24 protein-coding genes are annotated in these 25192 nt (G+C 57.6%); 4 read left to right on the top strand and 20 right to left on the bottom strand.

Going from position 1 to position 25192, the window contains the following annotated elements; translation table 11 throughout:
- Positions 1 to 164: 164 nt before the first annotated feature.
- The 7 genes from ACUNV4_RS27890 to ACUNV4_RS27920 form a co-directional block, all read right to left on the bottom strand.
- Positions 165 to 866, bottom strand: a complete 702-nt coding sequence (locus ACUNV4_RS27890; RefSeq protein ID WP_430881950.1) for an SOS response-associated peptidase — start codon at positions 864 to 866, stop codon at positions 165 to 167.
- 270 nt (positions 867 to 1136) lie between these two features.
- The gene (locus ACUNV4_RS27895; protein ID WP_430881951.1) at positions 1137 to 1691 is read right to left on the bottom strand and encodes a sugar O-acetyltransferase; all 555 of its coding nucleotides are present in this window, start codon (positions 1689 to 1691) and stop codon (positions 1137 to 1139) included.
- A gap of 317 nt (positions 1692 to 2008) precedes the next feature.
- Positions 2009 to 2701 carry a type 1 glutamine amidotransferase domain-containing protein gene (locus ACUNV4_RS27900; RefSeq protein ID WP_430881952.1) on the bottom strand — a complete coding sequence of 231 codons (693 nt, stop codon included), beginning with the start codon at positions 2699 to 2701 and terminating at the stop codon, positions 2009 to 2011.
- Positions 2702 to 2711: 10 nt separating this feature from the next.
- Complete coding sequence (locus ACUNV4_RS27905) at positions 2712 to 3749, bottom strand: NADP-dependent oxidoreductase (RefSeq protein ID WP_430881953.1); 1038 nt, start codon at positions 3747 to 3749, stop codon at positions 2712 to 2714.
- A gap of 119 nt (positions 3750 to 3868) precedes the next feature.
- On the bottom strand, positions 3869 to 4459 hold the full coding sequence (locus tag ACUNV4_RS27910; RefSeq protein WP_430881954.1) for a TetR/AcrR family transcriptional regulator: 591 nt from the start codon (positions 4457 to 4459) through the stop codon (positions 3869 to 3871).
- 404 nt (positions 4460 to 4863) lie between these two features.
- The gene (locus ACUNV4_RS27915) at positions 4864 to 5511 is read right to left on the bottom strand and encodes a 3'-5' exonuclease (RefSeq protein WP_430881955.1); all 648 of its coding nucleotides are present in this window, start codon (positions 5509 to 5511) and stop codon (positions 4864 to 4866) included.
- A 332-nt stretch (positions 5512 to 5843) separates the two neighbouring features.
- Complete coding sequence (locus ACUNV4_RS27920; RefSeq protein ID WP_430881956.1) at positions 5844 to 6611, bottom strand: hypothetical protein; 768 nt, start codon at positions 6609 to 6611, stop codon at positions 5844 to 5846.
- Positions 6612 to 6699: 88 nt separating this feature from the next.
- On the opposite strand from ACUNV4_RS27920, the gene ACUNV4_RS27925 reads away from it, so the two are divergent.
- Positions 6700 to 7470, top strand: coding sequence for a C40 family peptidase (locus ACUNV4_RS27925; protein WP_430881957.1), 771 nt, complete (start codon positions 6700 to 6702; stop codon positions 7468 to 7470).
- 11 nt (positions 7471 to 7481) lie between these two features.
- Here ACUNV4_RS27925 and ACUNV4_RS27930 read toward each other — a convergent pair whose 3' ends face one another.
- Positions 7482 to 8624 carry a beta-N-acetylglucosaminidase domain-containing protein gene (locus ACUNV4_RS27930; RefSeq protein ID WP_430881958.1) on the bottom strand — a complete coding sequence of 381 codons (1143 nt, stop codon included), beginning with the start codon at positions 8622 to 8624 and terminating at the stop codon, positions 7482 to 7484.
- A gap of 94 nt (positions 8625 to 8718) precedes the next feature.
- Here ACUNV4_RS27930 and ACUNV4_RS27935 point away from each other — a divergent pair, with 94 nt between their 5' ends.
- On the top strand, positions 8719 to 10131 hold the full coding sequence (locus ACUNV4_RS27935; protein WP_430881959.1) for an AmpG family muropeptide MFS transporter: 1413 nt from the start codon (positions 8719 to 8721) through the stop codon (positions 10129 to 10131).
- Between the two features lie 82 nt (positions 10132 to 10213).
- Here ACUNV4_RS27935 and murI read toward each other — a convergent pair whose 3' ends face one another.
- From murI to ACUNV4_RS27980, 9 genes are all read right to left on the bottom strand, one after another.
- The gene (gene murI, locus ACUNV4_RS27940) at positions 10214 to 11044 is read right to left on the bottom strand and encodes a glutamate racemase (protein WP_430881960.1); all 831 of its coding nucleotides are present in this window, start codon (positions 11042 to 11044) and stop codon (positions 10214 to 10216) included.
- Between the two features lie 13 nt (positions 11045 to 11057).
- Positions 11058 to 11948, bottom strand: coding sequence for an FkbM family methyltransferase (locus tag ACUNV4_RS27945; RefSeq protein ID WP_430881961.1), 891 nt, complete (start codon positions 11946 to 11948; stop codon positions 11058 to 11060).
- 192 nt (positions 11949 to 12140) lie between these two features.
- Positions 12141 to 13163, bottom strand: coding sequence for a GTP 3',8-cyclase MoaA (gene moaA / locus ACUNV4_RS27950; protein ID WP_430881962.1), 1023 nt, complete (start codon positions 13161 to 13163; stop codon positions 12141 to 12143).
- A gap of 35 nt (positions 13164 to 13198) precedes the next feature.
- Positions 13199 to 13528, bottom strand: a complete 330-nt coding sequence (locus ACUNV4_RS27955) for a hypothetical protein (RefSeq protein WP_430881963.1) — start codon at positions 13526 to 13528, stop codon at positions 13199 to 13201.
- Positions 13529 to 13783, bottom strand: a complete 255-nt coding sequence (locus tag ACUNV4_RS27960) for a MoaD/ThiS family protein (RefSeq protein WP_430881964.1) — start codon at positions 13781 to 13783, stop codon at positions 13529 to 13531. It abuts the gene before it with no gap.
- 9 nt (positions 13784 to 13792) lie between these two features.
- A complete protein-coding gene (locus ACUNV4_RS27965; protein WP_430881965.1) occupies positions 13793 to 15061 on the bottom strand; it encodes an NAD(P)/FAD-dependent oxidoreductase in 1269 nt (422 codons plus the stop codon).
- A gap of 204 nt (positions 15062 to 15265) precedes the next feature.
- Positions 15266 to 17122 carry an aldehyde ferredoxin oxidoreductase family protein gene (locus ACUNV4_RS27970; RefSeq protein WP_430881966.1) on the bottom strand — a complete coding sequence of 619 codons (1857 nt, stop codon included), beginning with the start codon at positions 17120 to 17122 and terminating at the stop codon, positions 15266 to 15268.
- 11 nt (positions 17123 to 17133) lie between these two features.
- Entirely contained in the window at positions 17134 to 17607 is a 474-nt protein-coding gene (locus tag ACUNV4_RS27975) for a 4Fe-4S dicluster domain-containing protein (protein WP_430881967.1), read from the bottom strand.
- A 426-nt stretch (positions 17608 to 18033) separates the two neighbouring features.
- Positions 18034 to 18939 carry a LysR family transcriptional regulator gene (locus tag ACUNV4_RS27980; protein WP_430881968.1) on the bottom strand — a complete coding sequence of 302 codons (906 nt, stop codon included), beginning with the start codon at positions 18937 to 18939 and terminating at the stop codon, positions 18034 to 18036.
- A gap of 98 nt (positions 18940 to 19037) precedes the next feature.
- Between ACUNV4_RS27980 and ACUNV4_RS27985 the strand changes: the two genes are divergently transcribed.
- The gene (locus tag ACUNV4_RS27985; RefSeq protein ID WP_430881969.1) at positions 19038 to 20006 is read left to right on the top strand and encodes a hypothetical protein; all 969 of its coding nucleotides are present in this window, start codon (positions 19038 to 19040) and stop codon (positions 20004 to 20006) included.
- Between the two features lie 60 nt (positions 20007 to 20066).
- Here the strand turns inward: ACUNV4_RS27985 and ACUNV4_RS27990 are convergent, their stop codons facing one another.
- Both ACUNV4_RS27990 and ACUNV4_RS27995 read right to left on the bottom strand, forming a co-directional pair.
- Complete coding sequence (locus tag ACUNV4_RS27990) at positions 20067 to 20462, bottom strand: hypothetical protein (protein WP_430881970.1); 396 nt, start codon at positions 20460 to 20462, stop codon at positions 20067 to 20069.
- A 150-nt stretch (positions 20463 to 20612) separates the two neighbouring features.
- Positions 20613 to 21434, bottom strand: a complete 822-nt coding sequence (locus ACUNV4_RS27995; RefSeq protein WP_430881971.1) for a hypothetical protein — start codon at positions 21432 to 21434, stop codon at positions 20613 to 20615.
- Between the two features lie 432 nt (positions 21435 to 21866).
- Here ACUNV4_RS27995 and ACUNV4_RS28000 point away from each other — a divergent pair, with 432 nt between their 5' ends.
- Complete coding sequence (locus tag ACUNV4_RS28000) at positions 21867 to 24233, top strand: hybrid sensor histidine kinase/response regulator (protein ID WP_430881972.1); 2367 nt, start codon at positions 21867 to 21869, stop codon at positions 24231 to 24233.
- Positions 24234 to 24411: 178 nt separating this feature from the next.
- Here ACUNV4_RS28000 and map read toward each other — a convergent pair whose 3' ends face one another.
- A complete protein-coding gene (gene map / locus ACUNV4_RS28005; protein WP_430881973.1) occupies positions 24412 to 25170 on the bottom strand; it encodes a type I methionyl aminopeptidase in 759 nt (252 codons plus the stop codon).
- Positions 25171 to 25192 lie beyond the last annotated feature (22 nt).

Consider the following 25192-nt stretch of genomic DNA (forward strand, 5'->3'; position numbering starts at 1 on the left):
TCGGGTGCAGCGAACAAGACCGAGGGCCAGGCGTCAGACAACTGCACATGGGTCATGATGACCCTGACCGGCGACAATCTGGAAGCAGCGACCAGTGGCCTGATGATGGCAGCGCTGGAACATCTCGCGCAAGCCGATTCAACAGGGATCTGACCCGGGCGAACTCAATCCGGGAACAGATCGTTGGTCTGTCCCGGCTCTTCCTCCACCGGTGCGATGCATTGCGGTCCCTCGTTGCTGCTCTTGTTGACGTAATGGCTCACCTCGGTGAATACCAGAGCATCATTGCTCGCCGGTTTCATCAAGCCATCCAGTGACTCCCGATCACTTTCCTGCAACCAGGCCATGGCCTCGTTACCCGAGAGCAACAGTACCGGCATACGGTCATGCACCTCGCTCATCGGTTCATTGGCAGTAGTGGTGATCACCGAGACCTCCGGCTTGTCGGCATCATCGGTCGCAGGCTTGCAGATACCTGCCAGAAACATCGCAGAGCCCTTGGCCGGCGTCATGTAGAAGGCAGACACCAGTTTGCGATTTTCCCGCTTCCATTCGTAGAATCCATTGACCGGCACCAGGACCCGGCCATTCTCGATCATCGGCTTCCACATGCGCGAAGACCAGACCTTGTCATCACGCGAGTTCTGGATACGACGGGTCACCATGCCCTTCTTACCCGGCAGGTTCATCGACACACCCCAACTCATCGGCACCAGGCGCAGTTCATCATCGAGGGAGACCACATCAAGCGTCTGCGTCGGGGCGATGTTGAATCGCGGCTCCCGCGTGGGCCAGGTTGTCATGCCGAGTGATTCCAGCAGGATCCTTACGCCTTCATTGTCAGATACATTGACTCGGCCACACATGTCAGGGCTCCACAACTGGATGGCAGACTACTGTAGCACCGCACGACCACTTGCCGCCTCCGCTCCTCGCTTCGCGACAGTCACGACATAGGCAAATGAGCAGTTTGAACATCTGCGGCTGACCTATCTGGAATCACACTGCTGTTCGGAGCTGGCTCCTGGCAAGAATGTGGTTCTTGCCCGGTGACTACACCAGGATGATTACCCGACACGTCGATTCAACTTCGTCGTCTGATGGCTCACACCAGCTGATTCTCCCGGTGATTCGGCTCAACCTCGTCGTCTGATGGGTCGCGCCGGATTGCCGACGACCACTTCCGCCGCTTTCACGTCGCTGGTCACAACACTACCTGCACCGATGACTGCCCCGTCACCAATGCGAACACCCGCCAGGATGATCGCGCCTCCGCCAATCCAGACGCGGCTACCTACCCGGATCGGGTGTGCAACTTCCAGGCCTTCCACACAGCGCTTCACGGGATCCTGATGATGCTCGGCGCAGTAGATCTGCACCTGCGGCCCCAACTGGGTCTGATCACCGATCGTCACTGTCGCGCAATCGAGAATGGTGCAACCCGCGTTCAGATAGACCTGATCGCCCAGCTCGATGTTGTAACCATAAGCGCAATGAAACGGTGCTTCGATGATGGCATTGCTCGTCCGTAGCAAGCGCTGCAGCTTCGGCCCCATTTTGCGCCGTTCGGCTGGCGGCAATACATTATGTTCATGTACAGCCTCCCTGGCGACACAGCGCAAGCTCTCCAGCTCATCATCCAGGCAGGTATACCACTCACCGGCTGCCATTTTCTGTCGCTCGGTTTTCATCGTGTCTCCGGCCTCTTGCAATAACCACGTCGCCCTCGCCACTCAGTTCAAAGAACGACACCGCTCAGGGGTGTTGCGACGCCCAGCACAGCGATAGTCTACGCTGAGAATCGCAAACTGCACCAGAACTCGATTGGCCGTACTGATATCGCATGACAGCTGTAGCCTATCGTGAACGACAGCCGTCATGAACGCCATCAGAGCGCTCGAGAACCGCGCACCGGTACTCAGCACTCAGCACTCAGCACTCAGCACTCAGCACTCAGCACTCGGCACTCGGCACTCGGCACTCAGCAACCGACCACGAATGCTGAAGTCTATGCAACGGCTGTGGATTCGAGCAGCGCCAGCAGCTGCTTCGCTGCTCCGGCAGAGGAAGCCGGATTCTGACCGGTCACCAGATTGCCGTCACGCAGCACGAAGTCGGCCCAGTCATCGCCTTTTTCGTACTTGCCATCATTGGACTTCAACATGTCTTCCACCAGAAATGGCACTACGTCGGTCAGACCAACAGCCTCTTCTTCGGTATTGGTAAATCCGGTTACTCGCAAGCCTGACACCAGCGGCTTGCCATCGGCACGTACCGTATGTCGAAAGACTGCTGGTGCATGGCACACTGCACCCACAGGCTTTCCGGAGTTGTAGAACGCCTCTATCAACTGCTTGCTCTTTTCGCTTTCTGCCAGATCCCACAAGGGACCGTGACCACCCGGGTAGAAAATCGCATCAAAGTCGCCAGCCTCTACCGCAGAGAGATTCTCCGTGATGGCCAGCTGCTTCTGTGCCGCGTCATCGGACTTGAAGCGACGCGTGTCCTCCGTTTGCGAATCGTCGTTGTCGCTGGATGGGTCAATGGGCGGCTGACCACCCAGTGGCGAAGCCAGGGTGATGTCGGCACCGGCATCCTTGAATACATAATACGGAGCTGCAAACTCTTCCAGCCAGAAACCGGTCTTGTTGCCTGTATCGCCGAGTTGATCGTGCGATGTCAATACCATCAGAATCTTCATGTTCACTCCTTCAACTGTCAGTGGCAACGCGAATCACGCGTTTGCCGAAATTTTCACCCTTGAGCAGACCGATGAACGCCTCAGGAGCGTTTTCCAGTCCATCAATGATTTCTTCGCGGTACTTGATCTTGCCCTCTTCGACCCACTCACTCATCTGCTTTGCAAATTCCGGATAGAGGTGGCCGAAATCATCAAAGATGATGAAACCCTGCAGCTTGATCTTCTTGCGCAGAATCTGTCCCATCAGCCAGTTCATTCGATCCGGTCCCTCGGGCAATTCTGTGGCGTTGTACTGGGACACCAGGCCGCACAGGGGAATACGTGCGTTGGCATTCAGCAAGGGAATCACCGCATCGAGCACCTTGCCGCCCACGTTCTCGAAATACACATCGATACCCTCGGGACTCGCCTTGGCCAGCTGCTCGGCAAAGTCCTCCGCCTTGTGATCGATGCAGGCATCAAAGCCGAGCTCATCAACGGCATAGGCACATTTTTCAGGGCCACCGGCAACACCCACCACACGACAACCCAGGATCTTGCCGATCTGTCCGACGGTTGCACCAACCGGACCCGTTGCAGCAGCGACCACGATGGTCTCACCCGGCTTGGGTTCGCCTATTCTTGTCAATCCTGCCCAGGCAGTGAATCCGGGCATCCCCAGAATTCCCAGTGCCCATGAGCGATGCTCGAACGACTGGCCCAGATTGTTGACACCGGTTCCATCCGACAGGGCATAATCCTGCCAGCCACTGAAACTCAGCACGTAATCACCGGCCGCGAAGCCATCGAGATTCGATTCGACGACCTGAGCGACTGTGCCACCGACCATCACACCGCCGATCTCTACCGGTGCAGCATAGGACGGCGCATCACTCATGCGCCCACGCATGTACGGATCCAGTGACAGATATTCGGTACGCAACAGCATCTGATTTTCACCGGGAGACGGCACAGACGCCTCGACCAGGTTCAGCGTGTTCTCGTCCGGTTCGCCCTTCGGCCTTTCTGTCAGTACCAGCTGACGATTGACTGTCTTTGATTGAGTCATGTTGTTCTCCATATTGCGTAAAGGGTAATGGATTGATGTTCGAAAACGGCATCGTTGTAGAATAGACCGGTCGACTAGTGAATCGACCATGACCGTTGCGATTCGGAAAAGCGCTCTTTTCAGGTGGCGGGAATCAGATCTCTGGTCGCTCGCAAAGCCGACGTCAATGCCGCCTTGCTACCGGACAGGCCGGCTACCAGGCTTGCGCCCAACCACAGGTAGTAGATCGTGGCAGCCAGTTCCTTCGAATTCGCATGAGCACCGATGGAGCCATCAACCACGCCGTCTCTGAGAGTAGACGCCAGATGATTGATGATGGACTGCACACTCTGCTCGAGCACGCGGCTCATTTCCGGTGACAGATCGGCCACCTCGGCAGACAACTTGACGACCAGACAACGCTCCTCGGGAACATCACTGGACTGCTGCTTGCGCCATTGGGTGAAATAGGCAATCAGTCGAGAGCGTGAATCCTTGCCGGGATGATTCAGTGTCTTGTTCAGTTTGCCGTGATAGTCATTGGCAAACTCTTTCAGAAGAGCGATGCCGTAGGCCTCCTTGGAGGGAAAGTAATGGTAGAACGATCCCTTCGGAACACCAGCCTCTTTCAGCAGCTCGTTCAGCCCCACACCCGCATAGCCACTGACCGCCGTGAGACGACGGCCTGTAGCCAGGATGTGTGCTTGTGTATCGGGCTTACGCTGTTCCATGCCAACAGCATAGGGACGAATAGACCAGTCGTCTAGTCCGTCAGCTTCACAAATTCGTAAGGATTTGCGATGAGTGCAATTGGTCGTCGTGCCAACTGTTCTGCACTTCAAGCAGTCAACGACAATAGCGATCGCAACACCAACCACGACCCGACACGCCCGACACGCCCGACACGCCCGACACGCCCGACACGCCCGACACGCCCGACACGCCCGACACGCCCGACACGCCCGACACGCATTGTATGCGGACAGTCTGATGCCATCGTCTGCGGCAGCGATGATTGTAATATCGCCTTGCCTGCGGAGACTTTTCGGGCATCGACGGCACTTCGACAACCGACCCGCCGGCTATTGCAATACCGCTTCTTTCAAGCACGCACGACTGTCAGCAGCCGACCGGGTCAGGAGAGGTCAGGTAGTTGTGTTCTTGCCTTCTTTTGATAAGTCTGCAGAAAGGCGCCGTCAATGGTCTGCTCCGGATTGGCCGCCTGAAGCCTGTCCAGCATCGTCGCCAGAATCACCGTGGTCACTCGCGCGTCATCCAGTGCCCGGTGGCTTCTTCCAGTGTCGATTCCCAGGACACGCGCAATTTCTCCCAGACGATGGCTGGTGAATGACTGGAAAACACGTCGTGCCAGCATCAAGGTACAGACGAATTGTCGCTGGCATTCAATACCCAACTCCTCCGAGAGCTCGCGCCGCCAGAACTTCCGGTCGAAGCTGGCATTGTGAGCCACCAGTTGCGCATCACCCACGAATGCCAGAGCTTCTTCGAACACCTCGCGAGCCGTAGGCGCGCTAGACACCATGTCATTGGAGATGCCGGTCAACTGCGTGATGAAGGAAGGTATGCGCATACCCGGGTTGATCAGTGATGCATATGTGCCGACTTCCTTGCCATCACGAAACATCGAAATACCGATTTCAATGGCCCGATCACCCTGATGCGGGCTCAGACCGGTGGTTTCGAAATCCACGACAGCGTAGCTGCCTGCACCGTTGAGCGCTTTGCCGGATAACACGTTCGGAACTGTCGACAGATCGTTCATGACAGGACGGGCAGACAGGACAGAGCCATGGGTCACGGAAAATGCGTTGAATGGGGGCTCATTATCCCGTGCGAAAGCCCGAACAGCAACGAGTCCTTGCCTTTCAGCCGTTCCACCCGCCGATATCAGCAACAGCCGCCCCACTTCCGCCTTCCGCCTTCCGCCTTCCGCCTTCCGCCTTCCGCCTTCCGCCTTCCGCCTGCCCGCCTGCCCGCCTGCCGGCCTGCCCGCCTGCCCGCCTGCCCGCCTGCCCGCCTGCCCGCCTGCCGCATGCTCCGCCCCTGCTCGAGACCGACGCGGTGCCGGACGGTTGTTACAGTTGCCATTGAGCTTCATGGCAACGAGAGCAGAAACTGCTCCATGTGAAATCGGCAGTGAACGGGCTCATAGCGAGCCTCAGCTGCCTGCGGGCAGGCCGCACGAGCCAGGCAACCCAGCTGATGACAAGGCGCTTCGTGATTCTCTCGAAGGTATGCGGCGCAGGCCACGACATCGTAATTCCCGTCGCTGAAGGCACCGACCGGACAGGCATGAAGACACGGTTTTTCTGCGCAATCATCGCAGGCATGAGCAACCGGCATCCGGCGCGCCTCTGCTTCTGCTTCTGCCTCTGCCTCTGCCTCTGCGTGCTGCCACTGCCTGCTCAGCTCGGCGTCTGCCGGCAAGACGATCGCAAACCGGTAGGCGTGCCACAGACCATGATCCGGATGCATCAGGATACCCAGTGGAGACGGCTGCAGGTTTTCCGCACGCTGTGCCCACTGACCAAAGGGGTACCAGGGAGGCCCTTCGAACGGAAAGCAAGCCGTTCCACCCAACTCTTCGGCCAGAGCCTTGCCTACACGGGCACTCCAGCGATCCAGTGGATCGGCCTCGCCATCCGCGTATTCGGCAGAGTGCGAGAAAGCAGCCCAGATGTCTGAGCCAGCCTGACCGAACAGCAGCAGTAGCGCAGCAGGCTCACCAGAATGGCACACCGGCAAGGCATCACCGGGTCCGACAGTAAAGCCACCTCGGAGAACCAGCCCATACCCGGCGGCCCGTGCCTGTACGCCTTTGCTACCGTTTTCTGCCTTCGCCATGGTCGAATCGCCTGCCATCGATCAGAACCCGCGAACGTGGTCCGACCCCCGGAATAGACTACTATTCATGGACTCACTCTGAAAGGGCCTGCACCCGGTTTCGCTCATGACGCCTGATTCAACAGACCAAGCCTGCCGTATCAATCGGCCTGTGGCGGCGGTACTCGCAGAACCGGAACTGGATGCCAAGCGGACCAGTGAAACCCTGTATGGCGAAAGTGTCCGCATACTCAACGAACATGGCGCCTGGTGCCATGTCAGACTGCTCAAGGATGGCTATGAAGGATTCATGCAGCGTGACCATCTGGAGACTGGCGATGCAGCGCGGATCGCCAGCACTCACCGAGTCTGTCAGCGCAGCACCCTGCTCTTCGCCAGAGCCGATCTGAAAAGCCAACTCTGTTACCGCATCCCTTTCGGGGCAGAAGTCGCATTGACCGAGGAGGCCGGCACCCCCTTCAGCCGCACGAGCTGTGGCCATTATCTCTGGTCCGAGCATTGTCTGCCATTGTCCGATACCCTTCCGGCAGACCCGCTGACTCTGGCCCGCAATGTGTTTCTGGGCAGCCCCTATCTCTGGGGTGGACGCAGCCCGGAAGGCGTTGACTGTTCCGGCCTGGTACAGGCCCTGGCACTGTCGCAGGGAATGGCCATTCCGCGCGACAGCGGTGATCAGGAAGCCTTTCTCAGCGTCGACGTCGGCCCTGATGACTACCAGGCCCGGGATCTGGCCTACTGGCCTGGGCACACAGGCATTTTGCTGTCACCCGGTGAACTGCTGCACGCCACTGCCCACTCTCTGTGCTGCGTCATCGAGCCTTTACAGGCCGTCATCGATCGCGCCGGCCCCATGAGTTCGGTGAAACGGCTCTTCTGACCGGCTGCAGCTCAGCTCGTACCACCGACTCCGAGGCGCACTGCCAGTGGGGCGGATTGCGTCTTGCGAATCCGCAACGGAGACATCTTGCCCTGCTGTATCAGCAGGTCCAGCTTCAGCCCGAAGAGGAAGGGATACCATTCGCGCGACAGCGGCGTCTTCCAGCGCCACAGACAGGTCTCGATGGCCGCGAGGGTTGCCGCATCCGGCGGTAGCGGTGGATGAAATTCCTCGCCATTGAACACCGGGTGAGCAAAATACCCGGCGACAGCCCGAAACTCCTCCGGCACCCCATGACGAACCATCACCTCACTCCAGACGCCTTCAGCATCACCGCCCGGGCCGCGGGAATGGGTCGTGGCCATCATGTCCAGCAACAGACAATCCGTGTGCAACAGGCCCGTCGGATTCAGGACACAGTCAGTGACGTGATCTCGGCCGGACCAGGCACCAACAAACAGTCGTTGTGGACAATAATCATTGGCATAGAGATTGTCCCACAGCACCAGTGAGTGCGCGCTGGTCGGTGCTACCTGTCGAATGTCGAGACAATCAGCCCGGCGAGTCACGATGTCCCGGCCGCAATACAGTACCGTCTGCGATTCATACAGGGTCGCCAGAAAATCCGGCAGATAGTCCGGTGCCGATGCTGCCAGCTCGTTGGCATAGATTCTTGGTGTTACCCACAGACTCCGGCCCAGTTCATCAGCCAGCGCATTGGCCAGTCGGGCATGCGCCAGCCCTTCGGATGTCATGCCTCCACTGCGGCTCGGAAAATCCTCATCGATATCATCCATCAGCAGCGACAGACCATCGGCGCCGTCAGCCAGTAGTTGCCTGCACTTGTCGAACAGCAATCGGCGATCCGGCCCACCCTGCAAATCCTTGAAATCGAAGTCCAGTCCCGGTGCCACACCGGCAACAACACGAATACCAAGCTCTCGGGCGGCGTCGCAGAACAATGCAAATTCCCGACGCCACTCGCTGTCGTACGGCTCCCGCCAGTTCAGGCGGTGCCGGGCATCCTCCTTGGGTGCGTAGTAATAGGTGTTCTGTCCGTGGCGCGCCAGCGTGTCCAGCAACACACGCCGCTCCTGCCAGGAGGGCAGCCGCCCGTAATACCCTTCCGCATACCCCTGCACTGCCTGAGTCATCCGTTCGAACCGTTTTCCGACATGTCCCGTCAGAGTAGCCGAGGCCGGTATCTGAAGCTATAGTCAGTCAGGCAATTCAACCGATCAGATCCCCATGAGTGACACTGCCAGCGCGGAACGAGCATCCCTGGATGTCTATGCCGACAAACGCATGCTGAGAATTCTCCTGCTGGGAGCGATGAGTGGCTTTCCCTGGGTACTGATCGGCAGCGCGTTGTCACTGTGGCTGAAGGAAGAAGGGCTGAGTCGCAGTACCATCGGTTTTGCCTCGCTCATCTTCGGGGTGTACAGCATCAACTTCCTGTGGGCACCCTTGATCGACCGGATTCGCATTCCGCTTCTGACCGAGCGCGTCGGTCAGCGCAAGGCCTGGATTCTGTGCCTGCAGGCCATCATCGTCATGGCCATGTTGCTCTGGGGCAATCTGAATCCGACCGACAATCTCGCCCTGATCATTGCCATCGGTCTGGCCATTGCCATCAGTTCGGCCTCGCAGGACATCACCATCGATGCCTTGCGCATCGAGCAGATCGGCCGCTCGGAAACCGGCGCCATGGCAGCCGGTGCGGCCGTGGCCGTGGTTGGCTGGTGGACCGGCTACAAGCTGGGCGGATTTCTGGCCCTGCTCATTGCCGATGCGCTGCAAAAGCAGGGCTTCGAAAACTACTGGCAGCTCACCTTCCAGGCCCTGGCCGTGCTGGTGCTGATCATGAACGCGCTACTGCTGCTCATACCCGAGGCCTCCTGGCGTGAACGCCAGGCCGCCCAGCACCGCGACCAGGCGGCTTTCGGTTCTGCCATCGGAGGCGGGGAACGGGGCATCATTGCCTGGCTGGGCAGCACCATCGTGGCGCCATTTGCCAGTTTCTTCCGGCATAACGGTGTGAAAGTGGCTCTGGCCATTCTCGGCTTCATCTTTCTGTTCAAGATCGGTGAAGCCTTCGTGGGCAAGATGTCCATCATTTTCTACAAGGAAATCGGCTTTTCCAAATCCGACATCGCCATCTACTCGAAAGGTCTGGGTTGGGTGGTCACCGTCGTGTTCACGCTCATCGGCGGCTGGTTTGCCGTGCGTCAGGGTATCGTTCGAGCCCTGCTGCTGGCCGGTATTGCGATGGCCGCCACCAACCTGATGTTCTCTTTCATGGCCTGGAGTCAAGAGCCGTCGCAGTGGCTGTTTGCCGCCGCCGTGCTGGTGGATGATGTGACCGCCTCGGTAGCGACGGTCATCTTCGTGACCTTCATCTCCCTGCTGGTCGATCGCACCTATACAGCCACGCAATACGCGCTGCTGGCCTCTCTGGGCACGGCTGGTCGCACACTGCTGGCGGCCACTTCCGGCTGGATGGTCGACTCACTCGATGGGGACTGGGGTCTGTTCTTCATCATTACGGCCCTGATGGTCTTGCCCTCACTGATCCTGCTGTGGTTCATCCGCAAGCGTTTCAGCGTCATTGAACAGGCAGAGAATGAACGGGATGACACGGTTGCAGTAGGCTCTGGCTGAACGCTTCTCCGAACGACGACTGTCAGTCACTGCCGAACCAACAGTAAAGGGATTTACTTCAGCCACAGGTAGCAACTGTCATCTATCGCGGAACAGACAAGGAGGGAAAATCCCGAGCCTGCAGATGCAGGCCAAGCCCAGCCAGCAAACGGATGATGGGCGATGGCGGAGAGCCGGAAGTCATCAGGGCAATATCCGGTGCTGGTCGAGCCGAGCCGGGCCTGTCATGCAGAGCCTCCGGCAGATCTCTGGCGAGAACCGTTCGAGCCTGACGAGCCACGGCCTCTGCCGGGTCCAGCCAGTCGACCGGCCAAGGGGCAAGCTTGCGCATTTCATTGACGAGGAATGGGTAATGGGTGCAGCCCAGCGTGATGATGTCCGTACGCTTGCCGTCCAGTTCCACAAAGCAAGGACCGATCTCCTCCTGCAGGATGGCCGTATCGATCTGTCGCCCCTGCATGTGTTCCTCTGCCAGGCGTGCCAGACGAGTCGCACCCACCATGTTCACCTGTCGATGACTGGCAAAGCGCTTCACCAGCTCCTTCGTATAGGGTCGTTGAATGGTTCCGGGCGTGGCCAGCACGGTGATCAACCCCGAGGCCGTTCGTTCTGCCGCCGGCTTGATGGCTGGAACAATGCCGACGAAGGGGATATCGAAGCGTGAGCGCAAGGCCGGCATGATGAGGGTTGACGCCGTATTGCAGGCAACGATGGCCAGCTGTGGCTGATAACAGGCAAGCAGGGTTTCGAACAGCCCGACCATGCGTTCGGTCAACGCTGCCCCGTCCCAGTCACCGTAGGGAAAACCGGCATCATCCCCGACATAGACAAACTGATGGTCGTGCATCAGCATGCGCGCCTCACGCAATACCGACAGACCGCCGATGCCGGAGTCGAACACGAGAATGGTCATGGGTGGATCCGGTTCACGCCAGCAGCTGCCGAGAATAGCGCTCAGGTACGGCAATGAGCATGGAGTGATTCTTCTCCGGTACCTTTTCATCGTAGACAATACGATGCCTGACACCGATGAAGTATTCGCGAATGTTCACCAGATTCGACAATGCCCTGACACGCATCGCACTCCCTTTCTGGTGCCAACAGAAACGATAGCCCCGATCGCTCAGGAAACGCAGCGACTCGGTGCTGCCATCATGAAATTCTCCGGCATGTTGCTCGAAAACGATGATCGGCTGATGCCTGGCAATGAGTCCGGACGCACCTGTCAACACATTGATCTCAAAACCTTCAACATCGATCTTGATCATCTCGATGCAGTCGATATCGGCCGTTGCCCGGTCCAGGGTTTCAATCTGCACGGGAATCTGCCGTTCATCAGCGCCGGCCTTTCTGACGATGGACGATGCTCCCATGTTCATCGAATCCTCTACCAGCAACAACGTCCCTTGCTCATCACCCAACCCCTGATTCACGATGCTGATGTTATCCACCTGCTCGGTATTGAACGCCAGTAATCTGCAGGTGGACGGGTTCGGCTCGAATGCCACTACCTGCTGGAAGTAGTGTGAAAAGAACAGGGAATGATTTCCGATATTGGCGCCGGCATCGATCACGGTTGCTCGGGCGAAGGCATCTTCCACGGGCTTGAGAAAATCGAACAGGACCATCAACTCCTGTCTCTCGTACACCCCGTATTGATTGATCTGTATACCCACGTGCTCGTTGGCGAAGATGGCCATCCGGGTGCCGCGAAACTGGCGATTACGCGCCGCTCGCCGGTTGAGGTACTTCACCATTTTTCGATCGATGAGCGATCCGAGCTTGTTGCCGGTCGTCAGACGATGAAGGGTTTTCACGGGCGTCGCCTCCGAATGTGCGATTGTGCAGAGGACGACCAACCGGAATCGTTCGTCTGCCCCAGACCGCCGCCCTGAAACCTCGATCCTATCGCAACGCGTCGTCAGCCGTGGGTACGAATCGGAAGGATTTGCGGGAGCCGCCTCGACCTGGCATCAGCGGTCCGGGAAAAATCTCGCTCAGGCCGGTGATCAGCCACCGATAAACGACATCTCCACCTTGGGACGAATGTGGATGACGGAAGTCTGCGTACGGGTTTCGGAATAGCGATCGGCGCGCACGGACCACAGCTTTCGCAGCTTCTCGCGCACGGTATCCGTGTCACCTTCTCGCAGTGCGGGACGCAGGTCATGACCGCTGGAAGCGAACAGGCAGGTATAGATACTGCCCGTGGCACTCAAGCGAGCGCGGCTGCAATCACCACAGAAAGGCTCCGATACGGAAGAGATGATACCAATCTCGCCTCCACCGTCCTGATATTCCCAACGCTTGGCCACTTCACCGCGGTAATTGGCTTCAGCTGGTCGAATCGGCAATTCGGCATTGATGATGTCGGCTATCTCGCCACTGGTGGTGACATGCGACAGATCCCAGGCGTTGCTGTTGCCCACATCCATGAATTCGATGAATCGCAATATCTGACCAGTACCGTGGAAAAAGCGCGCCATTGGCAGGATGGAATGATCGTTGAGGCCCTTCTTGACCACCATATTGACCTTGATGGAATCGAAATCGACCTGAGCGGCATTCTCGATACCGTCGAGCACGGTCTGCACGGTGACATCGACATCGTTGACCCGCATGAATGTCTCATCGTCCATGGCATCCAGACTCACATTCAATCGCTGCAGACCCGCATCGCGCAGGCTGCGGGCCCGGGCTCGTGTCAGCAGGGAGGCGTTCGTGGTCATGCTGACATCCGTGATACCGGGCACATCGCGCACCTGAGTGATCAGGGTTTCCAGGTCGCGCCGTACCAGCGGCTCGCCACCTGTGAGGCGAACCTTGGTCACACCCAACTCTGCAGCGGCCTGCACCACCCTCTCGATTTCCTCGAAGCTGAGCAGCTCGGAACGCGGCAGAAAGCGATAGTTCTTGTCGAAGGTCTCCTTGGGCATGCAATAAACACAGCGGAAATTGCAGCGGTCGGTTACCGACACGCGCAGGTCACGCAATGGCCTGTCGAAACGATCGCTTGTCTGATTGCTACTCACTTTCCTGACACCATGGTTGAACTTCTGCGGGGCTCTCAGCCACCACCTCTCTGAAAGTGGAGATCGAAGTGGGCCTTGAACGCCTGCTGTTGTGCTTCGGTTACACCCTCGAAGCTGAAGGAAACCAGCGAATAAGGCAAGCGCAACAACGCTATGCGGCGCTCCTGGGAAGGTCCGATCGTGATCTCCAGCTTTCCATTATCCACATTTGCCACCACCCGGTTGCCTTCCACCGAATAGGGATGACTCCCCATGGCCCTTGGTAACAATCGCCAGAAATCAGCGTGAGTCAGGCCCATTTCCCGACTATAGGTGATTGGCGGAATGGCACTGACATCACCAGTCTCGATTTGTGAACTCGACACTCAACCTCCTGCGACTGGTGGCCAGATGGCGAGCACGTCGTTGTCTTTCAACACGCCCGTTACGTCCCGATCTTCAGTGCATTTGAAGATGCCGTTGACCAGAACCAGATGGGCAAGTTCCCGTGGCACCTTGTACTGGTCGATGATCTGGTTCAACGTCACCGAATCGGGTACCTCGATGGTGACTGCGTTCTTGACAGATCCGGGTGGCAACAGGTCCTGCAGCGTGGCATACAGCTTGAAGGTGATCTTCATGACTATGTTCTAGACCGGCCCAAGGGCCTTGTGCTGGCTCTGGGCGCAAGCCAGATAGGCTTCCGACAGGCGATTCGGCTCCCTCATCAGTTTGTCTTTCCATTCGCCAAGATGACTGCCGGTCTGGATGAGACCTCGCATCACACCCACGTGCTGCGTCATGCCGAGGCTGCTGGCACCCACCAGAACGTCATCCCGAAACTGCAGATTCAGGTACTTGAAGTTTTCGCTATCACTCATTTCCGCCTCATCGCCCCCTTCCACCCCCATCCACAGGCCGAAGGACGTGGATATCAGTCCTGCCGTATCCAGAATGTTCATGTTCACATTGCCCGGGTGCGGTGTACCGTGCCCATAGACCATATTGTGGGCAGCCAGTCTGCCATGTTCAACCGCCGTGGGCTGAATGGCCTGTACATGATACTCGCCGGTGGACAGATCGCGCCCCTGTGCCACATCGCCCGCGGCATAGACATCCGGCACACTCGTCTGCAGATAATCGTCCACCACAATGCCCAGATCGATCTCGATGCCACTGCCATCCAGAAAGACGGTATTGGAACGCACCCCGGTGGCACAGATCACTACATCGGTCGGCAGACTCTCGCCCTGATCGGTATGCACCATCAGGGGTGAATCACTGCCTTGTTCGATGCTCGTCACGCCGGTGGAGGTCTTCACGCCGATGCCCTTGCCAACGCACCAGTCCTTGATCATGTTGCCCATGGCCTGATTGGTCATGCGTGCAACCATGCGGTCCTGCATCTCGATAACAGTGAGTTCCACACCGCGCTCTGCCAGGGCTTCGAGAATGATGCAACCGATGAAACCCGCCCCCATCAGAATCACCCGCGAACCACGCTCGGTACCGGCCACGATCTTGTGCGCATCCTTCAGGGTCCAGCAGTTGTGAACATGGTCCAGGTCGATACCGGGGATCGGTGGGCGGGTCGCCGTGGCACCCGTGGCAATCAGCAGCTTGTCATAGTCCAGTTTGTCACCACCCGATAGCGTGATGCGTTTGGCCGAAGTATCGATGGAACTGGCACGACCTTGCAGCAAATCGATATTCAGCGCCTCGAAATGTCCCGCCTGCTTGCGCAGATACGTGCCTTCCGGTGGAATATTGTCTGCCAGATAATACGGCAGGGCCATACGTGAATAGGGCGGCACATCCTCTGCCACCAGCAAGGTGATCTTTCCCAGAGGATCATACTGGCGCAGATGCTCGGCTGCGTTAACACCGGCAGGTCCGGCACCGATAATCACGTAATGCATAAGTTGCGTCCTGAAAGTGAGTGATCGACTTCAGACCTTCCCGTCGCCGAATGACAGAAAGCCCGCTTCACCCGACCGTTGACAGGTCTGAAGACCAAGCGGGCGCAGTCAGCCTGCGCCCGTGAATTCAAGATTGGCGCCTGCCGGAATCGGCAGGCGCTTCGCACTACCTGACCGTCGCGGCCGGATAGCACAGCCGTTGATTCAGGCTGGCAACGACCACTTCTGACGGGTCTCATCCGTCATCGAGCCATCAGCACCATAACCTCTGAGCTGGTAATACTCGGGCAGCATCTTGTCCAGATCATTGACCCGTCCCTGAGCAGGACCGGTGCCGGCACCCTCCTTCAGCAGACGCGCCGGCAAGGTGTCATCAGCACCCGTGATACCCGCTTTCTGGTTGAAATCACGTTCCAGGTTCCAGATGCGCTCACCCACTTCCATCATGCGTTCGGTAGACCAGTCCCCCTCACAGGCGGCATCAACCTGGGGTGCAATGTCGTCCATCGTCCAGGCAAAAGTGGTGAAAACGCACAGTCCGGCCGAATCCACGGCTGCCGTGGCGTCCTGAAAGGCTTTGACCAGCCCGGCCTTGCCGTCCGATTCCAGTGGGTCGGTCTTTTCGGGAATGCCGAGAATCTCGGATGCAACGGTATAACCACGCAGATGACAGGCACCTCGATTGGATGTGGCATAAGCCAACCCCATCCCCTGAATGCCACGAGGATCGTAGGCCGGAAATTCCTGACCCTTCACCGTCATGGACAATTCGGGACGACCATATTTTTCGCACAGGCGCCTGGAGCCCAGGCCCAGATCCTTGCCGAATCCTTCACCCCTGGCAGTAACTTCCGCCGCCCAGCACAAGGCTTCGGCTGATCCGAATTTCAGTTCCACACCGCCGGTATGTTCGGTGGTGATGATGCCTTCTTCGTACAGCTCCATGGCCGCAGCCACCGTAGAGCCGAAAGAGATCGGATCCATACCGTCTTCATTGCACAGGAAGTTGGCATAGGTCAGGGCGTCGATGTCATCCACACCGGTATCCGGTCCCAGAGCCCAGGCCGCCTCGTATTCCAGGCCTCCGGAGTTGATCCAGTACTCGGGCTTGTCCTTCACGGAAAAATGCGTGCGATCGATCGTGGAGATACGACCACAGGCGATGGTGCAGGCATAGCAGGCACCGTTGGTAGTGAGGTTCGGCTTGCCATCGGACTTGCGCGGCTCATGCATGGCCTCGCCTCCAACATCGTTGGCACCTTCGAACTGGATGTCGCGCATGTTGCGAGTCGGCAGTGCACCCACTTCATTGATGACGTTCATCAACACCTGTGTGCCATAGGTAGGCAAACCCTGACCCGTTACGGCATTCTCGGCCAGCACTTTCTTGCCGGCCTTCGTGGCCTGCATGAACCCGGTCGGGTTGTCCACATTGCCGATTCCGTTCGTGCCTCGTACCACCACGGCCTTGAGATTCTTCGATGCCATGACGGTGCCGACACCGGAACGCCCCGCAGCACGGTGCAGATCATTGACAATGGCAGAGTACAGACATCCCTGTTCGGCAGAACGGCCGACACAGGCGATACGCACTTGCGGATCCTGATGTTTCTGTCGAAGCGAATGATCGGCGGCCCACACGGACTGGCCCCACAGATCGTCAGCCGGCATCAGGCGCGCCACCTCGTTTTCGATGTTGAGGTAGACCGGAGTTGCCGATTTTCCTTCGAAGATGATCATGTCCCAACCGGCAAATTTGAGTTCGGCACCAAAGAAACCACCGGAATTGGAGCAGGCAACCGTACCGGTCAACGGGCTCTTGCACACGGCTGAATAGCGCCCGCCGGTCGAGGCGATGGTACCGGTCAGTGGACCGGTGGTCATGATCAGCTTGTTGCCAGGACCCAGCGCATCACACTGAGGGTCGATCTCATCGACCAGATAGCGAGTGGCCAGGCCGCGCTGACCCAGATAGTCCCTGGCCCAGTCCATGTTCAGCGCTTCTGATTCAGCCGTTCCATTGGTCAGGTTGACGCGCAGTATCTTTCTTGTCCAGCTCATGTCTCGTCTCCTCAGGCGCCTGCTGCGTTGTCGGTCTTTGCAGCCCAGGCGCGCATCTTGTCAAGACCGGTGGCATTCGCATCGACATAGGTGATGGCCTGAGTCGGACAGGCTGCGACGCACTCTGGATCACCGCCGCACAGGTCGCACTTGATGACCTTGCCGGTGGATGAGTTGTAGTTGATGGTGCCGAAGGGACAGGCGATCGTACAGACCTTGCAGCCCACACAGACATCGTTCAGCACATCCTTGGAACCGTTCTCCGGATTGAGAACGATCGCATCCACCGGACAGGCCTGCATGCACCAGGCTTCATCACACTGCGTACAGGTATAGGGCACGAACCGACCTTCATCGTGGAAGTTGAATACCTTGATTCTGGACTTCGACGGGTTCACGGCCCCTTCGTTGACCAATGAGCATGCGGCTTCGCATTGCAGGCAGCCGGTACACTTGCCCGGATCAATGTGCAGGGATTTCTGCATTCGTCTTTACTCCCGATTCCATGTGTGGTCTTGAGGGTCAAGTGCCCTGTTCTCGCATCATGGATGACTCGGGAATACCCATACATGGGGTATGGGTACCAAAGCGAACTGCATGATTTACCGTGAATTCGAAAAATCGGGAATTTTTTGCTTGATTATGCGTATTTACGACAGTTCTGGCGACGAAAATCGTCTTCAGGAAGGGGGCGTTTAACCTGACAGAGTTGCTGAGGTGCACCGTCGCACAATCAGCAAGCCCTTGAGCCCTTGAGCCCTTGAGCCCTTGAGCACTTGAGCACTCAGACACTCAGACACTCAGACACTCAGGCTTGCATGCACGCGGTTTCGCAAACAAGGAACAAGCGGCACACGAACCCTGACGACCAGTGATGCCTGACCTTCGCGCTAACCAGCAACACACAAGATTCAGGAATCATCCAGTTCCTCCTGCAACCAGGTCAGCAGCGCGTCAACCGCTCCGGCGTTGCCTGAACGGTTGCCCCGATACACAGACAGTTCGCCGGGACGCGAGACACTCTCGCGGCACACCCGCACCAGCTTGCCATCGGCAATGAGCCCTTCGACGCTGCGCCGCCAACCCAGTGCCACACCCTGCCCCGCAACCGCTGCCTGCAGCACCAGCGGAAAGTTGTCGAAATCCAGCGTACAAAAAGGCTGGTGCAACGGCAGTCCAAGCTCTCGGTACCAGCCTTCCCAATCCATCCACATCTGCGGCACGACCCGGTGGGCAAGCAGGGTGAAGTTCTGCAGCTCGCCCACCGAAAGTGGCAAGCTCCGGCCAGCCATCGTTGCGGGGGCTGCCACCGGAAAGACATCGTCGTCTGCCGTGAACACACGTTGCGCAGCACCAGAAGCTCGCCCGCTGGTCTGAATGGCGACGTCAAACGCCTCAGGGGCCTCGGTCAGCGGTGCGAGCAAACTGACAACGCGCACCTCCAGTGATGGATGGCGCTCGTGAAAACGCGACAGACGTGGCATCAGCCAGTAGAAGGCTTCACACAGTTGACAAAGCAGGATCAGCCCATCATGTCGCAACGCGCCGCGTACCCGAGCGGTTTCGTGAGCGATCTCAGCCAGCGCACGACCAACCACTTGTCCGTAACGGCGCCCCTCCTCGGTCAGAAAGACGGCACGGTTGCGACGTGTGAACAATGACGTGCCCAGATGATCCTCGAGTGCCGCAATCTGTTTACTGACGGCCGTTTGCGTCAGCGACAGCTCATCGGCCGCCATCGTGAAGCTCTCATGGCGAGCGGCAGCCTCGAAGGCTCGCAATCGCCCGAGTGGTGGCAGACCTCGCAATTCATCCATGCCGAAAACTCATGCATTCTGGAAGAGAAATCATTATACGCAGCCATTGATAGCTGTTTCCATTGCCAACCGGAACGTATTCCCACGAGGTTATCGGCATGTCCCTGTCACCGCTGCAACTCGGCCTGAGCTACTGCCTTGGCTTTGTCACCTTGCAGGCTTTTCAGGCCGTCTTTCTCGGCTCTCTGTTCCAGCAGTTGGACTCCTTCCGCGTCGGTGCCTGGGTATTCGGTCTGGCGTGTCTCGGCTGCACACTGCTGGCAGCCGTGTTCCGGCCTGCCGAACTGCGCGCCGCAATGAACAGCGGCTCCACCCTGCTGGCTCTCAATGCCAGTGTAGCTCTGACCTGGTGCTGCTATTTTCTGGCCGTACAGCTGGTCGAGCCGGCCATCGTCTTCACCATCTTCTCCGGGATGGTCCCGCTGGGCATCCTGTTGACGGAGCGTCTGGGTCTGGTGCCAGCCCGGTCGGTGAGAGCCCCACGCGAGCAAATCGCCCACAAGCTCATCATCATCGCCATGGTGATACTCGCGCTGGTGACGCTCACGGGCCACTCAGGCTTCGTGCGTGGCGGCTGGGCCAGCGCCCTGGCAGGTCTGTTGCTATCCGCTGTATCCGGGGCCACCACAGGCATAGTGATTCAGCTATCCGTGCGCTGGCATCAGCAGGGAATCGGGCCGCTAGTGCAGTTCGGACTGCGGTTCCTGTTGTACACACTACTGGCCATCATCGCCTGTCAGCTGGGGCTGGACGCAAAGCCTGACGCCATCCAATCCCTGCCCTTGCCACTGATCATACTGGTGGGCCTGGGTGTGATAGCCCTGCCGCTGTTCCTGATGCAACACGCTGTCACTCTGCTGCCCGCTCATCGCATCGCTGCGGTGACCGTCCTGGGCCCTGTCATGGTATTTCTGATGCAATTACCGGATGGGCGCATCGGTTATGCCTCGGGCACACTGGCCGGTCTCGCTGTCTACATGAGCGGGGCGCTGATTGGCGTTTCAGGTGGCAGGACAGAACAGGAACCGGAAGGTCACTGCTTGCATTACCGACGCAATGACAGCTGAACAGAGGGTACCCGACGAGGCTTTCGACTGGCCCGGCGGAACACAGGAACTGGTCAGTAGCTACAGAGGATTGCTCTTCAAGGAGCGAAGAAACAGGCCCAGTCCGCCAAAGGCCAGAACCAGAATCACGATAAGATCGAACGAGCTCATGCCCCGCAGGCTGAATTGCGCATTGGCCAGCACACCCACAATCAAGGCCACGAGCGAGCCAATGCTCAGCACCCAGCCAATGACATTCCTGACGTTATGGAAGATGAAAATGATGCCGGCGATCAGCGGAATCATCAGTATGCCGGAGGTAATGCCCACACCACCAATGCCATAAAGCCTCATCCCCATGCCAAAACGCGTATCGATGGAGATGGCGTTGAACAGCAGATAGAATCCGGCAACCATCATGACGATTCCGATCAGGAACTGTAATTCCCCGCCTTGACTGCCGCCTGCTCCGCGCATCCTGCCATCCTCATGCTGTTCTGTTCAGGGCCAGAGTATAACGGCAAAATTTCGCAGGAGTTTCGCCGCTGCGGGCTGTTCGACACCGGGGTAACTCGACCCTGTCCTGCGCAAGCGGCCAAGAACTGTCGAGCATGATCCGAACCCTCACTACGATCCATCACTGACTGCACCAACGTACGTGCGCGTATCCGCGGGAAAACGCAGACTGTCAGGGTCGAGAAAACACAACAAGTCAATCAGTGCATGCTGGACGGCGACAAGTCGAGGAAAGCAAGACACGATATCGGTACAGGCCGAGGCGACGTCCGAGCGCAGACTGTTCAGCAAGGCGACCTCCTCCGTCTCGACAAGCTCCAGAAAACGCGCGTAACCGATGCACGTCAGTCGATTACCTCGTTCTTCCACCATCGATTCGCCAATGGCCCGTTGCTCGCCAGCCCATATTCGCAAAGGTCCCCTGAACGCATCCGTCTGCCAGAGTGAGTAGATTTGATTCTGCAATGTCGTGAGCGCTTTCGTATTCCCGGACGTCGAACATTCGATGAAATGAATCTCGGTCCGGATGATTTCCGACCAGGCGAAATACTGCGCGATAACGTATGCCGTGTTATCCACCACATACTGCTTTTCGTGCTCATCACCCTTCAGATAATAGGTCTGAATGAAACCCTGCGAGACCACGTTATACAGACGGCTCTGTAAATCGTAGACTGCGTGCTGCAGTGGTCCTTCATAACGACGCATGACCTGGGCATACTCATGACGACGTTCGTCGAGTCGGCCCTGCTGTGCTATTTCCGCCTTCAACCTTTCAAGGACAATGGCATTCTCCGTGGCCATTTCCGCCTTGAATACGGCCATTTCACGATTTACATGCCTGTCCAGCAGGTATCTGACAACAGCCGTCGTGGCTCCCACCAGCACCGTGCCGCCTCCCAGAGTGGCCAAAGCGCCTTCCAACCATTCCACCTGTGTACTCCGCTGACAACCTGCTCGGAAACTTACTACCTTATCTGGCAGACATCGACCTGTCGAAAGTCGAGTAGAAGGCTCGAAGCCGGACCAACTGGACTACTCACACGGCATGAGGGTCAACAGACTATTCACCACGAACAAACACTCCGGTCAACTGTTTTTGATGCATTCATGCAGAACCAGTGCTATTTTCTGTCTGAACGACCGAGACGTCGAACAGACTGCTTCTGTTCGGTTGACGTGCAGAATATTGATATCCGAGGCGTCGCCATCCTTGCAGCTTGCTCGGCGATCACACTCCTCATCACGACCTGCATGCCTGGTATTGCCCGCTTCAGGTCGATGAACGACCATGGCGTCAACCCACAGCCAGACGGATCGGTTCTGCAGACCGGTTTGAACCTTGTCTACTGAATCTGCTTGCCAGTGAATTCGAACTCTCCGACGTACAAGCAGAATCTGATATCGATAACCATTCTGCTTCTCGGGTTGCTGCTGGTCCTGATTCTCGGTCTGATCAGCAATAACAGGAATACCGAAAGAATACTGCTGGAAACCCGTATCACGGCGGAACAGGTCAGGATTCGACTCGAGTCCTGTGTCGATTCGAGCATCAAGCCGATCCTGGCGCTAGCCAACTTTCGCGGGGGTAGCCCTGAACAGGCAATCGACAGCTGGGCAGATTCCGCCGGTACCCTGTTCCCCATTTTCAGCGGTGTACTGGCACTCAATTATGTGGACCCCGACGGGGTCATACGTGTCGTGTATCCGCCTGAAACGAATCAACGCGCCCTGAACGCCAATCTGCGCGACCATGCGAACGCCTCCGTCAGACAAGCACTGACCACCGCAGAAGCCTCTTCCGGATTGATTCGTACGGACATTCTCGATCTGCTGCAGTCCGGTAAAGGCTTCGCCTTCTACAAGCGAATACTGTCACCCGAAGGGCAATTGCTGGGCTTTGCCAATGGCGTGATTCGCGTCCAGGAACTCATGGATGCCTGTCTGTCGGAGAAGCCACTTCGAAACCAGTTCGTCTTCGGAATACTCGAAAACGATGAGCTCATCTTTTCCCAGCCTCCATCGAACCTGTCATTGCAGAGTCCCTATCGCGTGACGTTGCCCATCCAGGTCATCGGGCGACCCTGGCAACTGTCATTTGCCCCCTTGCAATCCTATCTGGATGAGACCAACAGCTCTCTGGATGAAATCGGGATAGGGCTGGGAATCCTGATGGCAGTGCTGCTGGCCCTCGCCAGTCGCACCTTGCTGAAACAACAGAACTTTCTGACCGAGAAAGAGGACAAATACCGCCTGCTCGTCGAGAATCAGACGGATATGGTGGTCAAGGTCGATCCGCAGGGCAGCTTTCTGTATGTCAGCCCCAGCTATTGCAATACCTTCGGCATACCGGAAAGCCAGCTCCTGAACCGACAATTCCTGCCGCTGGTACACGAGGACGACCGGGCACATACAAAGAAATCACTGGCGAGCCTGAAACACCCGCCCCACACCTCGTATCACGAACAGCGGGCGATGACGAAGGAAGGCTGGCGCTGGCTTGCCTGGTCGAACACGGCCATCATGGACGGTAACGGTCGTATCGAAGCCATTACGGGAGTGGGTCGAGACGTGACCGAAATCAAGCGTCTCGAGGAGAATATCGCTCGCTCTCAGAAGATGAAAGCCCTCGGAGAAATGGCCGGGGGTATCACCCACGACTTCAACAACATGTTGCAGGTCATCATCGGCAGCATCGAGGGGCTGTTGATGGTCGACACGCACAGCAAGGCCACGCGACGTACCCTCGAGCAGATCGGCAATGTCGTCCTGCGTGGCATGAACCTGACCGAAAAGCTGTCCACACTGAGCCGACAGGAACAGACCAGAAAGGAGACATTCAACATCAATCTGCTGGTGGAAGAGCTGACCACCCTGCTCGAGCGGACTCTACCTGCCTCTGTCTCCCTCTCATCGGCACCCTCCGATCAACCCTTGCACATCTTCGCGGACAGGGCGCAGATCGAACAGGTTCTGCTCAATATCTGTTTCAATGCCAGAGACGCGATCGAGTCCAATGGAAACATCAAGGTCAGCACAACCACACAAACGGTCGATGGCAACTTTCTGAAACTGATCCCGAATGTGGATCCTGGCGAATACAGCGTCATAACCGTAGAGGATGATGGCTGTGGTATAGAGCCCGAGGTTCTACCCAGAATCTTCGATCCCTTCTACACCACCAAGGACACAGGTTTGGGAACGGGTCTGGGTCTGGCCAACTGCTACAGCATCGTTGAGCAACACAAAGGCATGATTCTGGTGGATTCAGAGCCGAGCTCCGGCTCTCGATTCTCGGTCTATCTCCCTCTGTCACTCGTGACTGACGACTCCCCTCAGGAGACTCCGTCGAGCATTCACAGGCTGGAAAAAACCGATAATACACTGGTGCTTGTCGCCGATGACAATGCCGAGATCCTCGAACTCACCCGCTTGTCACTGAATTCGATGGGGTTCCAGACTCTGGCGGCGGCAAACGGTGTACAGGCTCTCGAGCTCTTTCATCAACACCGTCACGAGATATCCCTGGTGATACTGGATGTGGTCATGCCGGAAATGGGCGGTGAGGCGGTTGCCGAACAGATTCGGCTCGTTGACAGTGATATGAAGATCCTGTTTGTGACAGGCTATATTCCCGACGAAATGACCGCTGGCCTCACCGAGCCGATCATCCGCAAACCCTATCAGCGAGGCGATTTTCTGAAGGCCATCGAAAACCTGCTGGGTAGCTGAAAGAAGCCACCCCGGATGAGCCGCCTGTTCTCGCCGTGCATCCTGGTGATCGGCGACTGGCGACTGACGACTGACGACTGACGACTGACGACTGACGACTGACGACTGACGACTGACGACTGACGACTGACGACTGACGATCAGGGACGAGTTTGACGAACCGTCAGCCGGCCTGCGACTACCTCGACGATGCAGACAGAGTCGCAATCATCGGCGCGCCATGCGTGACTATCACGGTGTGCTCATACTGGGCAGACAGATTCTTCGGATCTCCAACCAGGGTCCATCCATCAGCAGCCGTTTCAACCTGATCGTTCCTGGTTGACAGAAACGGTTCAATGGCGATGACCTGACCGGCTCGCAGTCTTCGCCTGTCGTGACGATCGTGGAAGCCGACAATACCCTCTGGCTCTTCGTGCAATGATCGGCCCAGTCCATGCCCTGCCAGATTGCGGATCACCTTGAATCGATGCTTTCTGGCAACTGTTTGAATGGCCTTCCCGATCCGGTTGATCGGTGCACCAGCCGTCGCCTGGACAAGCGCACTGTCAAGCGCGATTCTGGTCGCGTGACACAAGCGAGCCTTGGTAGGGGAAACCGGTGGCACCACCATGGTAGCGCCAGTATCAGCAAAATACCCGTTCAGCTCCGCTGACACATCCACGTTGACCACATCCCCCGCTGCCATGATTCGCGCTCCCGGAATGCCATGCGCAGCCTCTTCATTGATACTGATGCAGGTGGAACCCGGAAAGTCATAGCTGGACTTCGGCGCCGACCTGGCACCGGCCTGCTCCAGCAGCGCTGCGCCCAGTTGATCCAGCTCAAGCGTCGTCATGCCCGGTTCAATGGCCGCCAACATGGCATCCCGCACGGCGGCAACCACACTACCTGCCAGCATCACGCCATCGATGTCAGCCTGATTCTCGATTGTCATTCAACATGCTCCATGGGCTCCA

The organism is Granulosicoccus sp. 3-233, assembly GCF_052681095.1.